Source organism: Cellulomonas sp. P5_C5 (assembly GCF_054049655.1).
The window spans coordinates 1-18,322 of record NZ_JBFULY010000023.1 but is presented as its reverse complement, the minus strand read 5'-3'; the positions used below and the strand labels follow the sequence as shown (position 1 = coordinate 18,322).

The window sequence follows — 18,322 nt, the reverse complement described above, 5'->3', positions numbered from 1 at the left end:
TCGTGACGCTGCTGGACGACCTGTCCGCGCTGGACCTCTCGTCGATCATCGACGCGAAGGTCGACATCGCCTCGGCGCTGGACGTCGAGGACCTGCAGGCACTGCTGGGCGACGGCGCCGTGGCCGGCGTGCTGGGCGACCTGGGCACCGTGGTGCAGACCGCGCGTGCCGCGGTCGACGACCCGGCCGCCCTCATCGAGCCGCTCGCCGAGGCGCTCACCGGGCTCCTGGACGCGCTCGGCACCGACCTGCCCGTCACGCAGTACGCCGCCGCGGTCGCCGACGGCGCGCGGGTCATCGCGGCGCTGATCGGGGCGCTCTCGGGCGACCCGCTCCGGCTCAGCCTGCCGGGCTCCCTCGACGCCGGCGCGGCCCTGGACAAGGTCGCCGGCGGCCTCGGCGACCACGCCACCGCCGTCTCGGGCGGCCTCGCGCGCATCCAGTCGCTCGTCACCCAGGTGGACCGCGGCCTGCCGTCCGACCCGGGTGCGCTCGTCGGGATCGCGATGCAGGTCCTGCTGCCCTTCGGCTCCTCGGTCGTCGACCCGGTCCGGTCCTGGTCGACCACCCTGGACGCGCAGCTGGCCCGCGTCCGGATCGACCCCCGCCTGGGCGAGGGACTCGTCGTCGCGCTCGGGCGGCTCCGGGTCGCGGCGGACGCGGGCGACGTCGAGGCCGTCCGCACGGCCCTGGCGGCGCTCGAGCAGGTGCGGACCGCGACGGTCGCCCAGCTGGCCTCGGCGCTGCGGACCGTCACGGGCGTGCTGTCCGTCGCTCGCGTCGGCGACCTGGCCGCACCGGTGCGTGCGCTGCGCGGGGCGCTGTCGACCGTGGAGCAGGGCGCGCTCGACGTGCTCGACGACTGGCGCGTCATGGTCGCCGACGCCCGGGGCTTCGTCGACGGCCTGGACGCGCAGCAGGCGATGGAGGCGGCGAGCGACCTCATGGACCGCGTCGAGCAGGCCGCGCGGGACATCGTCCTGGGCGCCGTCGACGGGTCGGTCGAGGTGGTCAAGGGCTGGCTGCGCGACCTGCTGCGCGAGCTGCCGCTGCGGCCGCTGCGCCAGGCGCTCTCGGACGCGATCGCGCGGCTCGCGCGCACGATCGACGACGCCGACCTGGACGCCCCCGTCGTCGCGGTGCGCGCGACGCTCGCGCAGGTCGCCCAGACGCTCGAGGCCGCTGACCCCGCCGCGCTCGTCGCCGCCGCGGTCGACAAGCTCGAGGGGGTCGTGCGCGACCTCCTCGACACGCTCGAGGGCGCGCTCGGGCAGATCACGACGAGGGTCAACGAGGTCGCGGGAGAGGCGCAGGAGGTCCTCGAGCGGGCCGTCGAGGGTCTGCGTGCCTTCTCGGAGGCGGCGACGGCGATCGCGGACGCGGTGGGGGGCACGCAGATCCCGGACGCCGCGGCGGCCGTCACGGCCCAGCTCCGCGAGCTCCGGGAGGAGGTCAGCGCGGTCGTCTCGTCGGTGGAGCTGCCCGAGCCGCTGCGCGAGGGCGTGGACCAGCTCGTCTCGCTGCTCGAGTCGATCGACCTCGACGACGCCGTCCGCCGGCCGCTCGAGGATGCCGCCGCCCAGCTCCAGGTGCCCGACGGCGTGGGCGCGACGGTGCGCGACGGGCTGCAGGCCGTCAGCGACGCCATCTCGTCCCTGGTGCCCACCGACCTGGTCGCCGACCTCGACGCGATGCTCGCCGACGCGCTCGCCGAGCTGGGCTCGCTCGACATCTCGTCCCTCACCTCGGGCGTGACGGGGGTGCTCGACGACGCCGCGTCCGCGCTCGAGCAGGTCCACGTCGCCGAGCTGGTGGCGCCGGTGAGCGAGGTGTTCGACCAGGTGGTGGGTGCGGTCGACCGGGTGCACCCGCGCATCCTGCTGGCACCCGCGATCGACCTGTACCGGCAGATCACCGGGGCGATCCCGGTGCCGAGCCCGGACGTGATCGGCTCCCGCGTCGGGGCCGTCGCGTCGCAGGCCGGGGAGGCGGCGGCACGTGCGGCCGTCGAGCCGACCCTCGGCGCGGTGGGCGTGAGCGGCTCGACCGCGTCACCCGACCGTCCGCAGCCCGCTCCCCCGACCGACCTGCGCCTCGGCGACATCGTGCGCCTCGTCGGCTACCTGCCGGCACGGCTGCGCGAGGCGCTGGCCGACCTCGGCGACGGACCGGTCGGCGAGGTCCTGGCGAGCCTGGAGCAGGCGACCGCCGGGACGGCACGGACGCTGCGGGCGACGCGCGACCGGCTGCTGGGGCTCCAGGCGGAGATCGACCGGGCGCTCGACGCCGCGCTCGCGCCGGTCGCCGCCGCCCAGCTGGACGCCCAGCTGGCCCTGCGCGGCTCGGCCGGGCTCAGTGCCGGCGGGCTGGACGTCGCCGTCTCGGTCGACCTCGTCGCCGCGGTGTCGCCCGGGGCGCTCGTCCTCGCGGTCCAGGGCGACCTCGCGCAGGTCAGCGCGGGCGCACGCGGGTTGTCCGGCGCCCTGGCCGGGACCGTGGCCGACGACCTCGACGCGGTCGCCGACCTCCTGGAGACCGCGCTGCCGTCCGCGCTGCTCGCCGACGTCGACGGCCTCCTCGCGGCCCTCGACCCCGAGCCGCTCGCGGCAGAGCTCGACGCCTTCTTCGCGTCCCTCGTGGCCGTGGTCCCCGCCTTCCTGACCGCCGCCGGCGCCACCCTGCAGGAGCTCCTCGCGCGGGTGCGCGCGCTCATCGACGAGTTCAACCCGGGCACGCTCGCGCAGCGCTACCTCGGCGTCATCGACGTGGTGCGCGAGGAGCTCGCCCTGCTCGACCCGGCGCGGCTGGCCGACGAGCTCGGCGAGGTGCACGCCGTGGTCCGCGCGACGATTGCCGCGTACGACCCCGCGGTGCTGGCCGGCGACCTCGACGGGCTGATCGCACAGGTCGCGGGTGCGATCCGGGGCCTGGACCCGGCCGGTCTCCTGCCGGACCTGTCGGGGGTCGCGGCCCAGGTCGGCCGCGTCTCCGGCCTGCTGCCGATCGCCGCGCTCGAGGGCGTCGGCACGCAGCTGGTCGCGGTGGGCGACGAGCTCCGCGAGCTCGACGTCGAGGGGATGCTCGCGACCATCAACGCGATCCCCCCGCAGGTCGCGGACGCTGCGTCGACGCTGGTCGAGTCCGTCCGCGACGAGCTGGTCGCGCTGCTGGAGTCGATCAGGTACGCGGGCGCCGGGGCTTCCGGGTCCGTCTCCGTCTCGGGCTCCCTGGGGTGACGCCATGACCATGACCGACCTCCCGACGGGCCCCACGCTCGGCACCACCACGGAGACGCTGCCGCTCCCGGGCGCGGGCGTGCTCGAGATCGAGCGCGACGGGTCGTCGGGCGTGCTGCTGGCGCTGCGCGGCGGAGGTCGCGACTACCTGACGGTGGCGAGCGACGGCGTGCGCACGTGGCACGACGTCTGCACGGTCGCGGACCGGATCGGCGAGGGCTCCCTGCTGCGGGACGTGCGACCGGTGGCGGCGGCGGCGTTCACCGAGGAGTACCGCTGGACCGGCGACGACCTCACGCTCGTCGACGGGGTCGAGATCCGGCGCGACGCGCGCGGCCGCGTGGTCGCGTGCCTGCCCGGCGGCGCCGCCGGAGCCGACCGGGCACCGTCCACCCACCACTGGTTCTACACGTACGACGACCTCGGTCTCGTGGAGGTGCGCGGCCCCGGCGTCGGGCGCCGGCTCGCGCTCGGACCGGACGGGCGCGTGCGCGCGGTGCTGACGGAGACCGGCACGACGGCACCCGCGTACGACGGGCGCGGCCACCGGGTCGCCTCCGCCCGGCCCGCACGCGACCACGTGGACGCCGACGGGCGTACGTGGGTGGTGCGCGACGAGACGGGAGCCGCCCGGGCGGTCTACCTCTGGGACGGCATGCGCTGCCTGGCCCGCATCGACGGTGCGCTGGGGTCCCCCACCGCGGCGGTGTTCAGCCTCGACCCGTCGGGCACGCCCGTGCGCGTGGTCGGCCCCCGCGGTGTGGTCCGGATCCCCCGGGACGCGTACGGCGAGGGCCTCCTGGCCCACGCGGGTGTCCCGGGCCTGTTCGGCGGGTTCGTGCACGCCGGAATGGTGCACCTGCCCCTGCGCCGGCTGGACCCCGCGACGGGCACGTTCTGCGAGCCCGACCCCCTCGACGGCGGCGACACCGACCCCCGGCGGCCCGACGGCTACGAGGGTCCGCTGCCCGTCGAGTCGGAGCCGCGGTCGGCCTACGAGGTGTGCCGCGGCGACCCGGTCGGCCGGTCGGACCCCACCGGCGGGGTGTCCGAGGGGCTCGTGCTGTCCACGCTCACGTGGTCGTTCCAGAACAACATCCTGACGTTCTTCGGCATCGACTGGTGGTTCAACCTGTTCCTCAGCCTCATCGTCGCGCCGTTCAAGGGCGTCGGCGGCGGCATCGACTACGACTTCTTCAGCTCGACCGGCCTGACGTCCACCGACCGGCTGGGCTCGTTCGGGGTGCGCCGCGACGGCTTCATGAACGTGATCACGGGCGGCCGCGCGTTCACCACGCAGCACATCGTCTGGAGCCCGGACAGCGAGTTCGCGCTGCTCGAACGCGGCGAGGTCGTCGACCCCCGGGGGCGGTTCGAGCCCACGCACTACGGCACCGTGCTCTCGCTCGCCCCCACCGGGGTGGGCACGTCGTTCCTCCAGTGCGGCGCGCCCACCGCGCCGTGGCTGCCGGGCAACCTCACGGCGTGGTCCCGGCACGGCGGTCCCGCGGAGGCCGTGGCTCCCGGCACGCTCACCCCCTGGTTCCCGTCGGGCGGGCTGCACCTCGGCGCCAGCCGCATGGACACGCGCAAGGACGTGGACTCGACGCTGACCGAGCTGCGTGCCGGCGCGGTCGCCGTCGGCGACTTCGAGGTGCGGAGCGTCCTGGCGACCGCCGCGCCGACCGGGCTGGCGGCGGGTGCCCAGGTGCTCGTCGACGACGGGACCGCCCTCGCCTTCGCGACGGTGGTCGCGGTCCTCGCCTCCGGTGCCGGTGAGCGGCTCCAGCTCGCCGAGAACCTGGCCCTGACCGGCACCACGCTGCGCGTGACCGCGCTCGCGGCCGCCCCCGCGTCGTCGGAGTCCCGGCCCGCCGGTGCGCCCGCGGACTCGCTCGACGCCCGCGGGACGACCGCCACCTACGCCGCGGGCGACCTCCTGCGCCTGACCGCCTCCGGCGGCGAGGTGCTGGTCGCGCGCGTGGCACGCCTCGAGGCGCGGCTCCCGCTCGAGCGCGCGCTGCCCGCCGGGATCGCCGCGCCGCTCGCCGTCGCGGCCGGCACCCTCGGCGCGGCCACGACCGTGACCGCGGCCGGCACGACCCTCGACTTCGGCTCCGCCACGCCACCGGGGCCGGGCGCGACCGGTGTCCTGGAGGGCGGCACCGCGACCGGCGTGCGCGTCGAGGGGCCCGCGACCGGCAGCACGGTCCCGATCGACGTCGCGGCACCCGCGGGCACCACGGCGTTCCGGACGGTCGTCCCGGGCACGGTCCTCGGCGCCCGCGAGGGTGCGGTCGAGACCGATCCGGCCCTCACCTACACACCGGTCACCGCCGGCTCCGCACCGGACGGGTCCTCCGGCGTGGTCGTCGTCCGCGTCGACGGCGGTGGCGTGTCGCACGCGCGGGTGGTTCCGGGTGCCCCCACGCACGACGTCGTCGTGGTCGACCGGCCCCTGGTCGGCACCGGGCCGTGGACCACCGAGCGCTGGACGACGACCGGTGCGGCCGCGCCCGTCACGCGCGCCGACGTGCTCGGGATCGTCGTGCCCCAGCCCGAGCGGTTCGAGGGCTCCCCGATCATGCTCACCCGCGTCGACGACCGCCCGGCGACCCGGGCGGCCCGCCTCACGGGCGTCGACGTCGCCGCCGGGGTGATCGACCTCGCGGCACCGGCGGTCGCGGACGGTCTGCGACCGGGCGCGCCCGTGCAGGTCGGCACCGAGGTCTCCGTCGTGCGCACGCTGCGTTCGCAGGTGTCCTTCACGCCCGCGCAGGACCTGGCGACCACGGGCCTGCGCCTCGTCCAGCTCGGTGCCGCGGGCTACGCCTACGACGGGACCGTGTCGGGGGCGGGCACGGTCGACGTGCAGGCCGCCGTGACCGTCGCCGGTGCCGCCGTCGCGGCGCCGTTCCTGCGGGTCGTCGCGAACGACCTGGTGCGCGTCCGGGCCGGCGGCACCAACTCGTGGCACCGCGTCCTCGGGGAGTCCGCGGGCCGGCTGACCCTGACGAACGCCGCCGCGCTGCCCGCCGTCGGCACCGCCCTGACCGTGCGCCAGGTCGACGTCACCGACCCGCTCACGGGCGGCCCGTTCCTGGGTGTCGACGGCACCCGGGACGGCACCGGCACCACGGGCACGGCGACGTTCTCGCTGTGGAGCTCCGACGACCTGCGCGCCGTCGGGACCGTCGTCGGCATCGTGGACGGCACGGTGACGCACCCCGCGACGATCACGGCCGCGGCGGCCGTCTCCCAGGTGACGCTCTCCACCCCGGTCACCGCCACGGGCGTCTCGGTGGAGACGTTCACGCACGACGGCACGGAGTTCCTCACCGCCCTGGCCCGCGACGGCGGTGTGCTGCTCGCCGAGGCCCCGCCCGGCACCGCGCTCACGCTGACGACGGCGGCGGACCGGTCGATCGTCGTCGTCGCGCTCGAGGCCGTCGGCGACGCCCGCACCGTGACGCTGGGGCCCGGCACGCTGCTGGTCCCGGACGAGGAGACCACCGAGATCGACCGCAGCCAGTCGCTGACCAACCACGAGCTCACGCACACCGTGCAGTACGCACGCTGGGGACCGCTGTGGTTCAACGCGTTCCCGATGATCGTCCTGGAGCTCCCCGCCATCCTGTCGTCCGACACCGAGCTGCCGGAGTTCTCCGCCTTCCTGGACGCGACAGTCGCCGCGGGGACGGGCGGGACGTGGTCCGTCACCATCCCGCAGCGTGCCGGGGTCGCGATCGCGGCCGGCGACACGCTGCAGGTGGTGCAGGGCGCGCGGATCGTCGAGACGACCGTCGCGTCGGTCGCGGGCGACGTGTTCCAGGTGCGGGTGCCGTCCGGGGCGCTGCCGACGGGCCGGGTCGCCACGCGCAAGAAGCAGCGCTCCGCCGGGTGGGACGTGTCCATCGCGATCCTCGACGCCCTCACGCACGGCGGCCTGGTCAACCTGGTCGCGGGCTCCACCTGGGGCGGGATCTTCTGGCTGGTCGGCAAGGCGTTCTACGGGCTCGGCCGCGCGATGGTGGGGACGGGCGACCTGTTCGCCGCCACGGTGGGCGCCGGCGGTGGGTCGGTCACGCTCACGCAGGCGACCGACGCCGAGAAGCTCCCGGCGACGGGACGCGTGACGATCCGCCACGGCGAGGACACGGTCATCCGGTCCGCGACGAAGGCCGGCACGACGCTCACGCTGACCGAGAACGTGCCGTTCACGGGCGACGTGCGCGTCGGCGGCTACGACTCGCACGAGCCCGAGAGCGCGTTCGACTGGTACTCGTACAAGGCCGGGACCGTGGACGCGGCCAACCCGTTCGTGGTCGACCTCGGCGCGGGCCACGGCCTCGACCCCGAGGACCGGGTCGTCGTGCGCTACCGCTCCAATGCCCCGCGCCGGACCGACGTGCTCGCGGTCGACGGGCCGCGCGTCCAGCTCGCCGACGCCGTCACCGTCACGGGCGACGAGCTCTCCGTGCGCATCGCGTTCGTCGGCGCGAGCGACCCGCTGGGCAACGCGGACTCGACCGCGATGGTCGAGATGGGCATGGGCTGGATGAAGTGGCTCTTCGACCCGTACGGGCAGATCGAACCCGCGGTCGCACCCGGCGACTGGACCCGCTGGCTGCTGCGCGTCATGCGCTGGCTGCTGGGCACCCAGAACTTCTCGCTCCTGCCGTTCGGCTACGTGTGGTGGAAGCGCCTGTTCGGGCTCCAGAAGGAGCACGAGGCGCCGATCGAGCAGGAGGCGTCGAGCGAGTCCGGCGACGTCTACTCGCCGCTCGGCCGGCTGACCGGGGCGGTCGTCCACGACGCCGACACGTACGCGCAGGCGAGCGCGACGGTCGGCGACGTGATGCGCTACCGGTTCACGCCGACCGACCGCTCCCGCACGTTCGTCGTCGGTGGTCGGCTCGACGCGCCCGGGGTGCACTTCGAGCGGAACCTGCGGGTCATGCCGACGCGCGCGTCGTCGGGCGCGTCCGCCGCACCCAACGGCGACACCCGCGTCGACCCGGCGACACCCGACCCCGGCACCTACGTGGCGAGCCCGCTGTCCGACCGCGCCGCGGACCCGAGCGCCCTCGCCGTGATCACCGGGACCGCCGTCGACCCGCTGGGATTCCGCGCGTCCGCGCTCGGCGAGGTGCCCGTCGGCCCCCGCGTGCAGCGCAACGAGAGCATCTACGCGTCGTTCACGCGCCCGGGCGCGCACCGGGTCACGACGGTCAACGGCATCGGCAGCGCCCAGGACGCGGTCGAGGCGGACGCGGCCGAGCTGCAGACGCTCTGGTTCGACCTCACGGTCGACGACGTCACCGTGACGGTCGCGGGCCGCGCGGTCGACAGCTCGACGCCGGGCACCAGCGACCTCGTGACGCTGATCCCCTTCCAGGTCGCCGACGTCGTCGTGACGCCGGGGATCCCCCGGACCTACCGCGTGTCGGTGCTCGACCCGGCCGGTGCGGTGACGGTCGCGGACGCGCGGATCTCCGCCGTCGCCCAGACGACCGCGCCTGTCGCCGCGGAGGTCAGCCGGCACTACGCGGTCACGGACGGCAGCTACACCGGCGGTCTCGCGTTCGCGGGGATGCACCTGTCCCGCGAGCTCGACGTCCCGGTCCGGCGGCTCTCGGTCGAGGTGCTCGCGACGTTGCCGTTGCGCGACGCACCGCGCGCCGACGCCGCCGTCGTGACCACCCTCGCCCCGGGCGCCGAGGCGTTCCTGCTGGTCCCGGCCCCCGTGGCGTCGCCGCCGTTCGTGACGAGCGTGAACGGGGTGCCGCCCGCGCCGGGCGACCCCGACCCGGTGACCCGCGTCGACGCGCCGGACGCCGCGGCGTTCCTCGGCGCCGGTGCGGCGTTCCGGGTCGCGTTCCCGGCGGGCACGCCGACGGGGCCGGTCACCATGGCGGTGACGGTCGGCGCGCTCGGCACCGCGGCGATCCTGACCGTCTCCTTCACGCTCGGCTGAGCAGCCCTGGAGCGGCCCGGACCAGGAGCCCGGCCGTCCGGGCCGACGGCTCGATCCCGAGCTCACGGCGCAGGAGCGTCCGGCAGACGTCGAACGCACGCCGCGCCTCGCCGACGTTCCCCTCGGCGAGGTGCACGGCGATGACCGTGCGGTGCGCGCTCTCGCGCATCGGGTCGGCGCGCAGCGCGGTGAGCGCCACGTCGACCGCTGCCGCGAACCGGGACTGGTCGGCGAGCCGCCGGGCGACCGACTCGAGCAGGTGCAGCCGCAGCTGCCGGACCCGCTCCCGGTCGGGCGCCACCCACTCGTCGTCCCAGTCGGGCAGCAGGTCCGCGTCCGCGAGCCGGGACACCGACGCGACGTCGTCGCTCAGGTCGTGCTCGGCCAGGGCGCGGACGGTCAGCTCACGGACGTCCACGGTGACCTCCGGGGCGACGTCGATCCAGCCCCGCTCGGTCCGCAGGACCCCGTCGGCCGCGAGCCCGACCCGCCACAGCGCGGTGCGCAGGTTGGCTCCCGCGCGCTGCTCGGTGACCTCCGGCCACAGCGTGCCCGCCGCCCGGGCCCGCGGCACGGCGCCCCGCAGGCAGATCAGCGCGACGACCCGCCGGCACGCGGTCCCCAGCTCGATCGACCGGTCCTCCACCTGGAGGCGGAAGTCACCGAGCAAGGTGATGCGCGCACGTGCGACCTCGTCCACGAGCCGACCCCCGTCCTCGCCCGACCGGGTGGCCTACGTGGTCCGCCGCCGTGACGCACCGACGTCGCCGACCCACCGGCCGGCCCGCTCGCTGCCCGACACCGTCGTCATGGCACCCTCCGCCCCGTCGTGCACCGCTGACCCCACCTGAGAGGAGGAGCCGACGCAGGCCGGGCGTGATACTCCGTCACCCGATGGATCCGGTCCGCGCCCGGCGGGCTCGCGACAGGAACGCGCGCGTCGACGGAGCCCACCGTCCGGTGCCGACCACGGTCCACCCGACGGGGCCCATATCGGGACATCTCAACCCGAACCCGGCACCAACGGGCAACCTGCGCCCGCCGACCGTCCCACGGGGCTCGGTACTGTCAGGCATGAGCGTCGTCGACCACCTCACCCCGATGCTGGGCCGCTGGCAGGGCACGAACCGCCTCCGGCTGATGCCCACCGACGAGTACCAGCCGTCGACGGCCACCGCGACGGTCGCCGTCAGCGCGGCACGCTTCGTCTCGATCGCCTACACCTGGTCCGACGGGGACGCCCCGCAGGACGGGCTCCTCCTGCTCGGCGGCGACACCGACTCGGCGTCGGGCGTCTGGGTGGACTCCTGGCACACGGGAGCGACCTGGATGACCTTCGCCGGCGACATCGGCGACGAGCTGCGGCTCCGGGGCTCCTACCCTGCGGAGTCGGGACCGGACTGGGGCTGGCACATCCACGTCCGGCCGCAGGACGCGACCATCACCATGCACAACGTCGTGCCCGGTCACGAGCCGTACCAGGTCGTCGAGCTCGCCCTGGAGCCCGCCGCGGACCGGTAGCAGGACGACATCGACATCCTTGCGGCGCGGCGCCCACGACCCGCCGCCCGGTTCGTCGCCGATTCACGAACTCGCTGGTCAGGCCAGCGGTACGCTCACCGCAGTTCCGCACGGTGCTGACCCCGTAGGCACCAGCTCCCACCGCGTCGCTGTGCCCAGGAGGCTCGATGGCTGACCCAGCGGACCGGAACCGCACGAGGCTGCACGGACTCGTCCGCGTCTGGTCGTCGGCAGCGGGCGCCCCGCGGCTGCGCCGGCCGACGGACATCCTCCTGCTCGTCGTCTCGTTCCTCGCCCTCGGGGTGCTCGCGCTGGCCGCCCCGGGACCGTCCGGCGCCGACGCCGCGCTGGCCACCCTGCTCGCCTGGCTGCAGCCGCTCTTCGGCTGGCTGTGGAGCATCGTCTACGCCGTCATGACCCTCTGGGCCGTCGGGGTCGTCGTGCTCGCTGCGGCGAGCCGGGGCCGGCGCCGGCTCCTCGTCGACCAGGCGACGGCGTCCGCCCTCGCCTTCGGCGCCGCGGTCGGGGTCGGCGCCCTCGCCGGGACCGACCCGTCCGCCATCATCGACGGGCTCGTGTCGTCAGGCCCCCCGGTCGTCTACGTCGCGAGCCGCGTCGCCATCCTCACGGCGATCATCGTCACGGCGTCCCCGCACCTCGCCCGGCCCTGGAGGTACGCGAGCCGGGTCGTCATCGGCCTGGGCGCCGTCGCCGCGATCGGCCTGAACGCGACGAACCTCATCGGGGCGAGCGCCGCGATCGCCGTCGGGATCGCGGCCGCGGCCATCACCCACCTCGTCCTCGGCTCGCCGCAGGGGCGCCTGACCGACGCACAGGTCCAGGTCGCCCTCGCCGACCTCGGGGTGCCGACCACCGGGGTCTCGGCATCACCCGACCCGACCGCCGTGGACCTGCTGCTCGCCCGCACGGAGCAGGACGCCGGGCTGCGCGTCACGGTCTACGGGCGCGACGCCTGGGACAGCCAGCTCGTCGGGTCGCTGTGGACGGCCCTGACGCGCCGCGGCGAGCGCGCGCAGATCTGGGGCACGCGCCGTTCCCGGGTCGAGCACGAGGCCCTCTTCACGCTGCTGGCGTCGGAGGCGGGGGTGCCGACGCTGGACCTCGTCGCGGTCGGCGTGGCGGACCAGGGCGACGCCCTGCTGGTCACGACGAGCGCACGCGCAGCGCTCGGCGACCTCGACGCCGAGTCCCTGGACGACGGGCTGCTCGCCGGGATGTGGCGGGCCCTCCTCACGTTGAACGGAGCCGGGATCGCGCACGGGCGGATCGACGGCAGCCGGGTCGTCGTCCGGCTCGACGGGAGCCCGGCGCTCGCCGACTTCGACGCGGCGGGACGGGCGTCCGACGACGGCGACGTGCGCACCGACCAGGTCCGCCTCCTCGTCTGCACCGCCCTGGTCGTCGGTCCCGACCGCGCGCTCGCCGCCGCGGTCGACGCGATCGGCACGGCGGGGCTCGCGGACCTCCTGCCCTACCTCCAGTCGGCCGCGCTCGGTCGCGGCACCCGTGCCGAGGTGCGCGCGGGCACCTGGACGCTCGACGAGCTGCGCACGGCTGCCGTCGCCGCCGCGGGGGTCGAGGAGCCGCCGCTGGAGCGCCTGCGGCGGGTCACCCCGAGGTCGGTCGGCACCCTGCTCCTGTCGGCGCTCATCATCTACGTCGTCGTCACGATGCTCGCCGGTGTCGACCTCGCCAGCGTCGCCGCCGCCCTCGCGTCCGCGGACTGGGTGTGGCTCGTCGCCGCGCTGCTCCTCTCCCCGTTCATCCAGACGGCGCTCGCCGGTGCGACCCTGGGCGCCGCGCTCGCCCGGCTGCGCTACGTCCCGGTCCTGATGCTGCAGTACTCCATCCAGTTCATCTCGCTCGTGCTCCCGTCCTCCGCCGCCCGCCTGGCGCTCGAGGTCCGCTTCTTCCAGAAGTTCGGGATCCCCGCCGGGTCCGCGCTGTCGTTCGGGCTCATCGACAGCGTCACGGGGTTCGTCGTGCAGGCGTCCCTCATCCTGCTCATCGTGGTGAGCGGCCTGCCGGGGTTCACCTCGAGCCTGTCCACCGGGTCCAGCTCCGACACCTCCGGCTCGTCGAGCCCGTCGCTGCTCGCGGTGCTGCTCGCCGTGCTCGTCGTCACCGCGGTCGTCACCCTGGCCGTCCCCCGGCTGCGCCACCGGGTCACCGCACGGGTCCCGAAGATCCGCGCCGCGATCGCGGAGCAGGCGCGCTCGGCGCACTCCGCGCTGGGTGTGCTGCGCAAGCCGGCGAAGGTGTCCGCGATGCTCGGTGGCAACCTCGGGGCGCAGCTGCTCCAAGCCGGGGTCCTGGCCCTGTGCCTGCAGGCGTTCGGGCAGACCGCGCACTTCTCGCAGCTCATCCTCATCAACACCGCGGTGAGCCTGTTCGCCGGCCTGATGCCCGTGCCCGGTGGCATGGGGGTCACCGAGGCGGGCTTCACGGTCGGTCTGCAGGCCATCGGCGTGCCCAGCGCGATCGCGGTGTCGACGGCCATCACCTACCGGCTCGTCACGTTCTACCTGCCCCCGATCTGGGGGGCGGCCGCGATGCGCTGGCTGCGCCGGAACGACTACGTCTAGCGGACGGCCTACTCGGGCTTGTACTTGAACGAGAGCTGGAGCCGGGTCCGGTAGAGCAGGTCCCCGGCCTCGCCGACGACGACGTCCTGCTTGGTCACCTCGGCCACCCGCAGGTCGTGCAGCGATCCCCCGGCGGTGCTGATCGCCTCGGCGGCGGCGGCCTCCCAGGACGAGGTGCTGGTCCCGATGACGTCGATCACGCGGTACACGCTCATGGTGATGGCCTCTCCTCGCTCGGAACGGACGACTCCATACTGGTCGCGGCCCGTCGACACCACCACAGGGAGCCTGCAGATGCGCCACACCCCCCGGTTCCTGCTGACCGACCCGGACGAGGTCAAGCAGCTCGTCCGGCAGCACCCGTGGGCCACGTTCGTCTCGCCGGCCTCGACGGGGCTCGTCGCCTCCCACTACCCGGTGCTGGTGGAGGAGAGCGACCGCGACGGCATCACGCTCGTCAGCCACTTCGGTCGCCCGGACGAGACCCTGCACGAGCTCGGGCAGCACGAGGTCCTCGTGATCGTCCAGGGTCCGCACGACTACGTCTCCCCCAGCTGGTACCCGCCCGGCGACCTCGTGCCCACCTGGAACCACGTCACCGCCCACCTCTACGGCACGCCCGAGCTCCTCGACGACGACGAGAACTACGCCATGCTCGCGCTGCTCACGGACCACTTCGAGCACGCCCGGCCGGGCGGTCGCAGCCTCGCCGAGGACGAGGAGGGCACTCGCCGCATCGCGCGCGGGACAGTCGGCCTGCGCCTGCGCGTCACCCGGTTCGACGCCCGGGCCAAGCTCAGCCAGAACAAGCAGCCCGACGTGGTCCGGAACGTGATCGACCACCTCGAACCGACCAACGCCGCGCTCGCGGACGAGATGCGCCGGGCTGCTGCGCTCCGGCAGGAGTCGTCCTAGCCTGGGCGGTGAGGTGATCGACGATGCACGCAGAGGTCGGGGACAAGGTCGTCATCCATGGCCGGACGGTCGGGACGGCGGATCGCGGCGGCACGGTGGTCGAGGCCCGGGGCACGGACGGCCCGTACGTCGTGCGGTTCGACGACGGGCACGAGTCGCTGGTGTACCCGGGACCGGACCTGACGGTGGTGCGGACGTCGCCCTGACCCGTGGCGTCCGTCAGGTGCGCACCGCGTCCTCGGGCGCCGTGGTGAACGAGACGACCTCGAGGCCGAGGTCGAAGAGCTGGTGCAGCACCCCCTGCACGTGGGCCTGGTCGGTCAGGGTGCCGACGAGCTCGGTGCGCCCTCCGGCCGCCGTGAGCGTCATCCCGTCCACGGCGTCGCCGAACCGGGTGTCGAGCTCACCCGCGACGACGATCGTGCAGAGGATCATCCGGACATCGTGCTCATCCCCGGGCGGACGGCGGACCACCCGCCCGGCTGCTCACCCGGGTGGTCAGTGCTGCGCGGGCGTCCCGTCCAGCTGCTGCAGCCGCTCGATCGCCGCCTCCCGGGACGTGACGCCCAGCTTGCGGTACGCGGCCTTGAGGTGAGACTTCACCGTGTTGTAGGAGATGAAGAGCTGGTCGGCGATCTCGCGCTGCTGCAGCCCGTCCGCCGCGAGCCGCAGCACGACGACCTCCCGCTCGGACAGCGCCTCGCCGAACTCCGTGGCGTGCCGGACGGGTGCGGACAGGGCGGCCCGCAGGGACGCCGCACGCACGAGCAGTGCACCCGGGTCGGGCAGCCGGTCGAGGATCTCCTGCGCCCGGTCGACGGCCTCGAGCGCGCCCTGGGCATGGCCGACGAGGCGCTCGGTCGCGGCCAGCAGCAGGAACGCGTTGGCGAGCCACGCGCTGCGCGGCATGTCCTCCAGGACGTCGATCGCGCACCGCAGCTCGACCAGCGCGCCCTGGGGGTCGCCCAGCCGGCGCGCGCGCTCCCCCCGGGCGAGCAGGAGGAGGGCGGCCGGGACCGACCGGTCGGCACCGATCGCACGGAGCACGTCGGTGAGCCGGTCCAGCAGCGGGTCCGCGTGCGACCCGGCGCCCGTCGACGACTCCACCAGAGCGAGGTTGCCGACGGCGAACGCGAGCATGATCGGGTGGGCGTCGGAGATCTCCCCCACCGCGACCCGCAGCGCCGCAGTCGCCTCGCCGTGCTGCCCGGCCAGGTACAGCGCCTGCCCCAGACAGCCGAGCGCGACGCCGTGCCAGGCGAGGCTCGGCGCCGCGACGACCGCGCGCTGCGCTGCCTCGCGGGCGTGCCCGACGTCGTTGACGCCCATGACGCTGTCCAGGAAGTCGACCCGGAACCCGAGCGGGAGCCCCGCGGCGTCCCGCGCGTCGAGATCGCCCGTCCGCGCGACGTCGAGCCACTGCGTCGCCTCGTCGAGCTGGTTGGCCAGGCTCGCCGTCACCGCCCGGACGAAGGCGAGCTCCGGGTCCCGGAGCGCCTCGGGCCACGAGAGCGCCGCCAGCCACCGCCGGACGTTCGCGCCGCGACCGCTCGCGGACATCGGCTGGACCTGACCGGCGACCAGGCGTGAGGCCAGGTGCACGTCGCGGGCCGCGACCGCGTGGTCCGTCGCGGCCTCGATGTCCCCGGCCGCCTCGAGCCACCCGGCGGCCCGTGCGTGCAGCACCGGGACCAGGGCGGGCCGCGTCCGGGTCAGCTCGACCCGCAGCGCCTCCGTGAACAGCTGGTGCGGGTGGTACCACTCCCCCTCGCTGTCCACCGAGATGAACAGGTTCGCCCGCTCGAGGTCGGCCAGCAGCGCGCCCGAGCCGGTGGTCGCGGTGACCGCGTCGCACAGGGACCCCGTGAACCGGCCGAGGATCGAGACCTGCAGCAGGAAGTCCCGGGTGGCCGGGTCGACCAGGTCGAGCACGTCCTGGGCGAGGTAGTCGACGACGTGCCGGCTCGCCCCGGAGAACTGCGCGATGAACGTGGCACGCCCGTCCTCGGGCATGAGCAGCGACGCCAGGCGCAGCGGAGCGGGCCAGCCACCCGTGCGCTCCACCAGCTGGTGCCCCTCCGTCGGTGTCAGTCCCGCGAGCCCGATCCCGTCGAAGAAGCTCGCCACCTCGGCCTCGTCGAACCGCAGCGCGTCCGCCCGGACCTCCACCAGGTCCCCGCTCGCGCGCAGCCGGGCCACCCCGAGCGCCGGGTCCGACCGGGTCGAGACGACCAGCTGCACCCGCTCGGGGCGGTAGCGCATGAACTCGGCGAGCAGCGCGCTGATCTCGGGCGTCTCCGCGCGGTGGTAGTCGTCGAGGACGAGCACCGTGTCCTCGGCTCCGTCGGCGAGCGCCTCGTACAGCAGCGGCAGACCGACGTCGCCGATCCGTTGCGGCCGTGCGCGCATCGCGGCCACGGTGGCCTCGGTGACCCCCGGCTCCACGCCGCACAGCGCTGCGGCGACGTGGGTCCAGAACCGCTCTGGCTCGCAGTCGCCCGCGTCGAGCGACACCCACGCGAACCGGCGGGCCGGCTCGGGCTCCTCGGCCTGGGCCCATTGCGCGAGCAGCGTCGTCTTGCCGAACCCGGCGGGCGCCGAGACCAGCGTGAGGCGCCGCCCGCGACCACCCTGCAGGACGTCCAGCAGCTCGCGGCGACCCACGACGCCGCGCGGCAGCCGCGGAGGTGCGAGCTTGGCCCGGATGACGCCGCTGCCCGACGTCAGCCGGACGGGACGTGCCTGCTCAGAGCCGATGTCGTACGTCACGAACTCTCCCCAGGGCCGCGTGTCTCGCACCCTAGACCCGACGAGGTCGCCGGGACACACCGGTTCATCCAGGACACGCTCACCCGGGTGATCCGCGCCGGGGGTGATCCCGAGCCCTCCCGGGTCGCCGCACGATCGCACCGGGACCCACGACCGCGGGTCTCGCGACCTCCCGGGCACCACGCTCGCACGGTCACGTCACGACGAAGGAGACCGTCATGTTTTCTGCGACGTTCGGGAGCGGCGACATCCTGCTCTGGATGCTCGAGTTCTTCCTGTTCATCATCTGGTTCTGGCTGCTCATCGCCATCTTCGGGGACCTGTTCCGTGACGACGAGACCGGGGGCGGCGCCAAGGCCCTGTGGGTCGTGCTGCTGATCCTGCTCCCGTTCCTCGGGATCCTGCTGTACCTGATCGTCCGCGGGAAGGGCATGGGTTCCCGCCAGGCCGCACAGATGCAGGCCGCGCAGTCCGCCTTCGACGACCGGATCCGGAGCGCGACCTCGTCGTCGTCACCGGCCGACCAGATAGCGCAGGCCAAGTCCCTGCTCGACTCCGGCGCGATCGACCAGGCCGAGTTCGCCAAGCTCAAGGCCGCGGCCCTCGCGTGAGGACCGGACGACAGAGGAGGACCTCATGACCGAGACCCCGCTGGACCAGCTGGGACCTGTCGACTACGTCGTCGTCGAGTTCCCCGCCGGCCAGAGCCGCTTCACGGGAGAGATGGTCGACGAGCTGATCGCGCTCGTCGACGCCGGGACCATCCGTGTGATCGACGTGCTCGTCCTCACCAAGAACGAGGACGGCTCGGTCGATGCGCTCGAGCTGTCCGACATCCCGCAGCTGGGCGAGCTGCAGAAGATCGAGGCCCAGCTGGCCGAGCTTCTGGCGGCCGACGACGTCGAGCACCTCGCGGCCGCGATGGATCCCGGCAGCACCGCCGGCGTGCTCATCTGGGAGAACCTGTGGGCTGCCGGGTTCGCCTCCGCCGCGCGCCGGTCCGGCGGTCAGCTGATCGCCGACGGCCGCATCCCCATCCAGGCGATCCTCGCCTCGATCGAGGCCGACGACGCCCTCACCGCGCAGGAGGTCTGACATGCCACTGAGACCAGCACGCATCGGGCGGGTCGGGGTGATCGGCCACCCGGTCGCCAAGACCGCCGTCGTGGCCAAGGCCGTCACACCGGGCCCGGCCCCGGTCGCCAAGACCGCGGTGGTCGCCGCCGCGGTGACGCCCGGCCGGCGGCGCCGGATCTGAGCACCGGGTCACCGGGCGGAGCCCGCCAGCTCCGCCCGGT

13 protein-coding genes are annotated in these 18,322 nt (G+C 74.7%); 9 read left to right on the top strand and 4 right to left on the bottom strand.

Annotated elements, in window-relative coordinates:
- The first annotated feature begins 2 nt into the window (after nt 1-2).
- Both ACXJKF_RS16515 and ACXJKF_RS16510 read left to right on the top strand, forming a co-directional pair.
- Complete coding sequence (locus tag ACXJKF_RS16515) at nt 3-3,236, top strand: hypothetical protein (RefSeq protein WP_456788802.1); 3,234 nt, start codon at nt 3-5, stop codon at nt 3,234-3,236.
- A gap of 4 nt (nt 3,237-3,240) precedes the next feature.
- Nucleotides 3,241-9,213, top strand: a complete 5,973-nt coding sequence (locus ACXJKF_RS16510; protein ID WP_456788801.1) for a hypothetical protein — start codon at nt 3,241-3,243, stop codon at nt 9,211-9,213.
- Here ACXJKF_RS16510 and ACXJKF_RS16505 read toward each other — a convergent pair.
- Nucleotides 9,200-9,913, bottom strand: a complete 714-nt coding sequence (locus ACXJKF_RS16505) for an AfsR/SARP family transcriptional regulator (RefSeq protein WP_456788800.1) — start codon at nt 9,911-9,913, stop codon at nt 9,200-9,202. The two genes, ACXJKF_RS16510 and ACXJKF_RS16505, sit on opposite strands and share 14 nt — an antisense overlap.
- A gap of 374 nt (nt 9,914-10,287) precedes the next feature.
- On the opposite strand from ACXJKF_RS16505, the gene ACXJKF_RS16500 reads away from it, so the two are divergent.
- Both ACXJKF_RS16500 and ACXJKF_RS16495 read left to right on the top strand, forming a co-directional pair.
- Entirely contained in the window at nt 10,288-10,734 is a 447-nt protein-coding gene (locus ACXJKF_RS16500) for a DUF1579 family protein (protein WP_456788799.1), read from the top strand.
- A 167-nt stretch (nt 10,735-10,901) separates the two neighbouring features.
- On the top strand, nt 10,902-13,340 hold the full coding sequence (locus tag ACXJKF_RS16495; protein WP_456788798.1) for a flippase-like domain-containing protein: 2,439 nt from the start codon (nt 10,902-10,904) through the stop codon (nt 13,338-13,340).
- Nucleotides 13,341-13,348: 8 nt separating this feature from the next.
- On the opposite strand, the gene ACXJKF_RS16490 is transcribed toward ACXJKF_RS16495, so the two are convergent.
- Nucleotides 13,349-13,555 (bottom strand): dodecin family protein, encoded by a 207-nt coding sequence (locus ACXJKF_RS16490; RefSeq protein ID WP_056587849.1) that lies wholly within the window; start codon nt 13,553-13,555, stop codon nt 13,349-13,351.
- Between the two features lie 79 nt (nt 13,556-13,634).
- Between ACXJKF_RS16490 and ACXJKF_RS16485 the strand changes: the two genes are divergently transcribed.
- Together ACXJKF_RS16485 and ACXJKF_RS16480 are read left to right on the top strand one after the other, a co-directional pair.
- Nucleotides 13,635-14,255, top strand: a complete 621-nt coding sequence (locus ACXJKF_RS16485; RefSeq protein ID WP_456788797.1) for an FMN-binding negative transcriptional regulator — start codon at nt 13,635-13,637, stop codon at nt 14,253-14,255.
- A gap of 23 nt (nt 14,256-14,278) precedes the next feature.
- Nucleotides 14,279-14,461 (top strand): DUF1918 domain-containing protein, encoded by a 183-nt coding sequence (locus tag ACXJKF_RS16480; RefSeq protein WP_456788796.1) that lies wholly within the window; start codon nt 14,279-14,281, stop codon nt 14,459-14,461.
- Nucleotides 14,462-14,474: 13 nt separating this feature from the next.
- Here ACXJKF_RS16480 and ACXJKF_RS16475 read toward each other — a convergent pair whose 3' ends face one another.
- Entirely contained in the window at nt 14,475-14,690 is a 216-nt protein-coding gene (locus ACXJKF_RS16475) for a hypothetical protein (RefSeq protein WP_456788795.1), read from the bottom strand.
- Nucleotides 14,691-14,753: 63 nt separating this feature from the next.
- Entirely contained in the window at nt 14,754-17,024 is a 2,271-nt protein-coding gene (locus tag ACXJKF_RS16470) for a LuxR C-terminal-related transcriptional regulator (RefSeq protein ID WP_456788794.1), read from the bottom strand.
- A 218-nt stretch (nt 17,025-17,242) separates the two neighbouring features.
- Here ACXJKF_RS16470 and ACXJKF_RS16465 point away from each other — a divergent pair, with 218 nt between their 5' ends.
- The 3 genes from ACXJKF_RS16465 to ACXJKF_RS16455 are packed head-to-tail and all read left to right on the top strand — an operon-like array spanning nt 17,243 to nt 18,282.
- The gene (locus ACXJKF_RS16465) at nt 17,243-17,635 is read left to right on the top strand and encodes an SHOCT domain-containing protein (protein WP_456788793.1); all 393 of its coding nucleotides are present in this window, start codon (nt 17,243-17,245) and stop codon (nt 17,633-17,635) included.
- Nucleotides 17,636-17,660: 25 nt separating this feature from the next.
- Nucleotides 17,661-18,119 (top strand): DUF6325 family protein, encoded by a 459-nt coding sequence (locus ACXJKF_RS16460; RefSeq protein WP_456788792.1) that lies wholly within the window; start codon nt 17,661-17,663, stop codon nt 18,117-18,119.
- Between the two features lies 1 nt (nt 18,120).
- Nucleotides 18,121-18,282: a hypothetical protein gene (locus ACXJKF_RS16455; RefSeq protein WP_307493588.1), complete on the top strand. Its 162-nt coding sequence runs from the start codon at nt 18,121-18,123 to the stop codon at nt 18,280-18,282.
- The last annotated feature ends 40 nt before the right edge of the window (nt 18,283-18,322 follow it).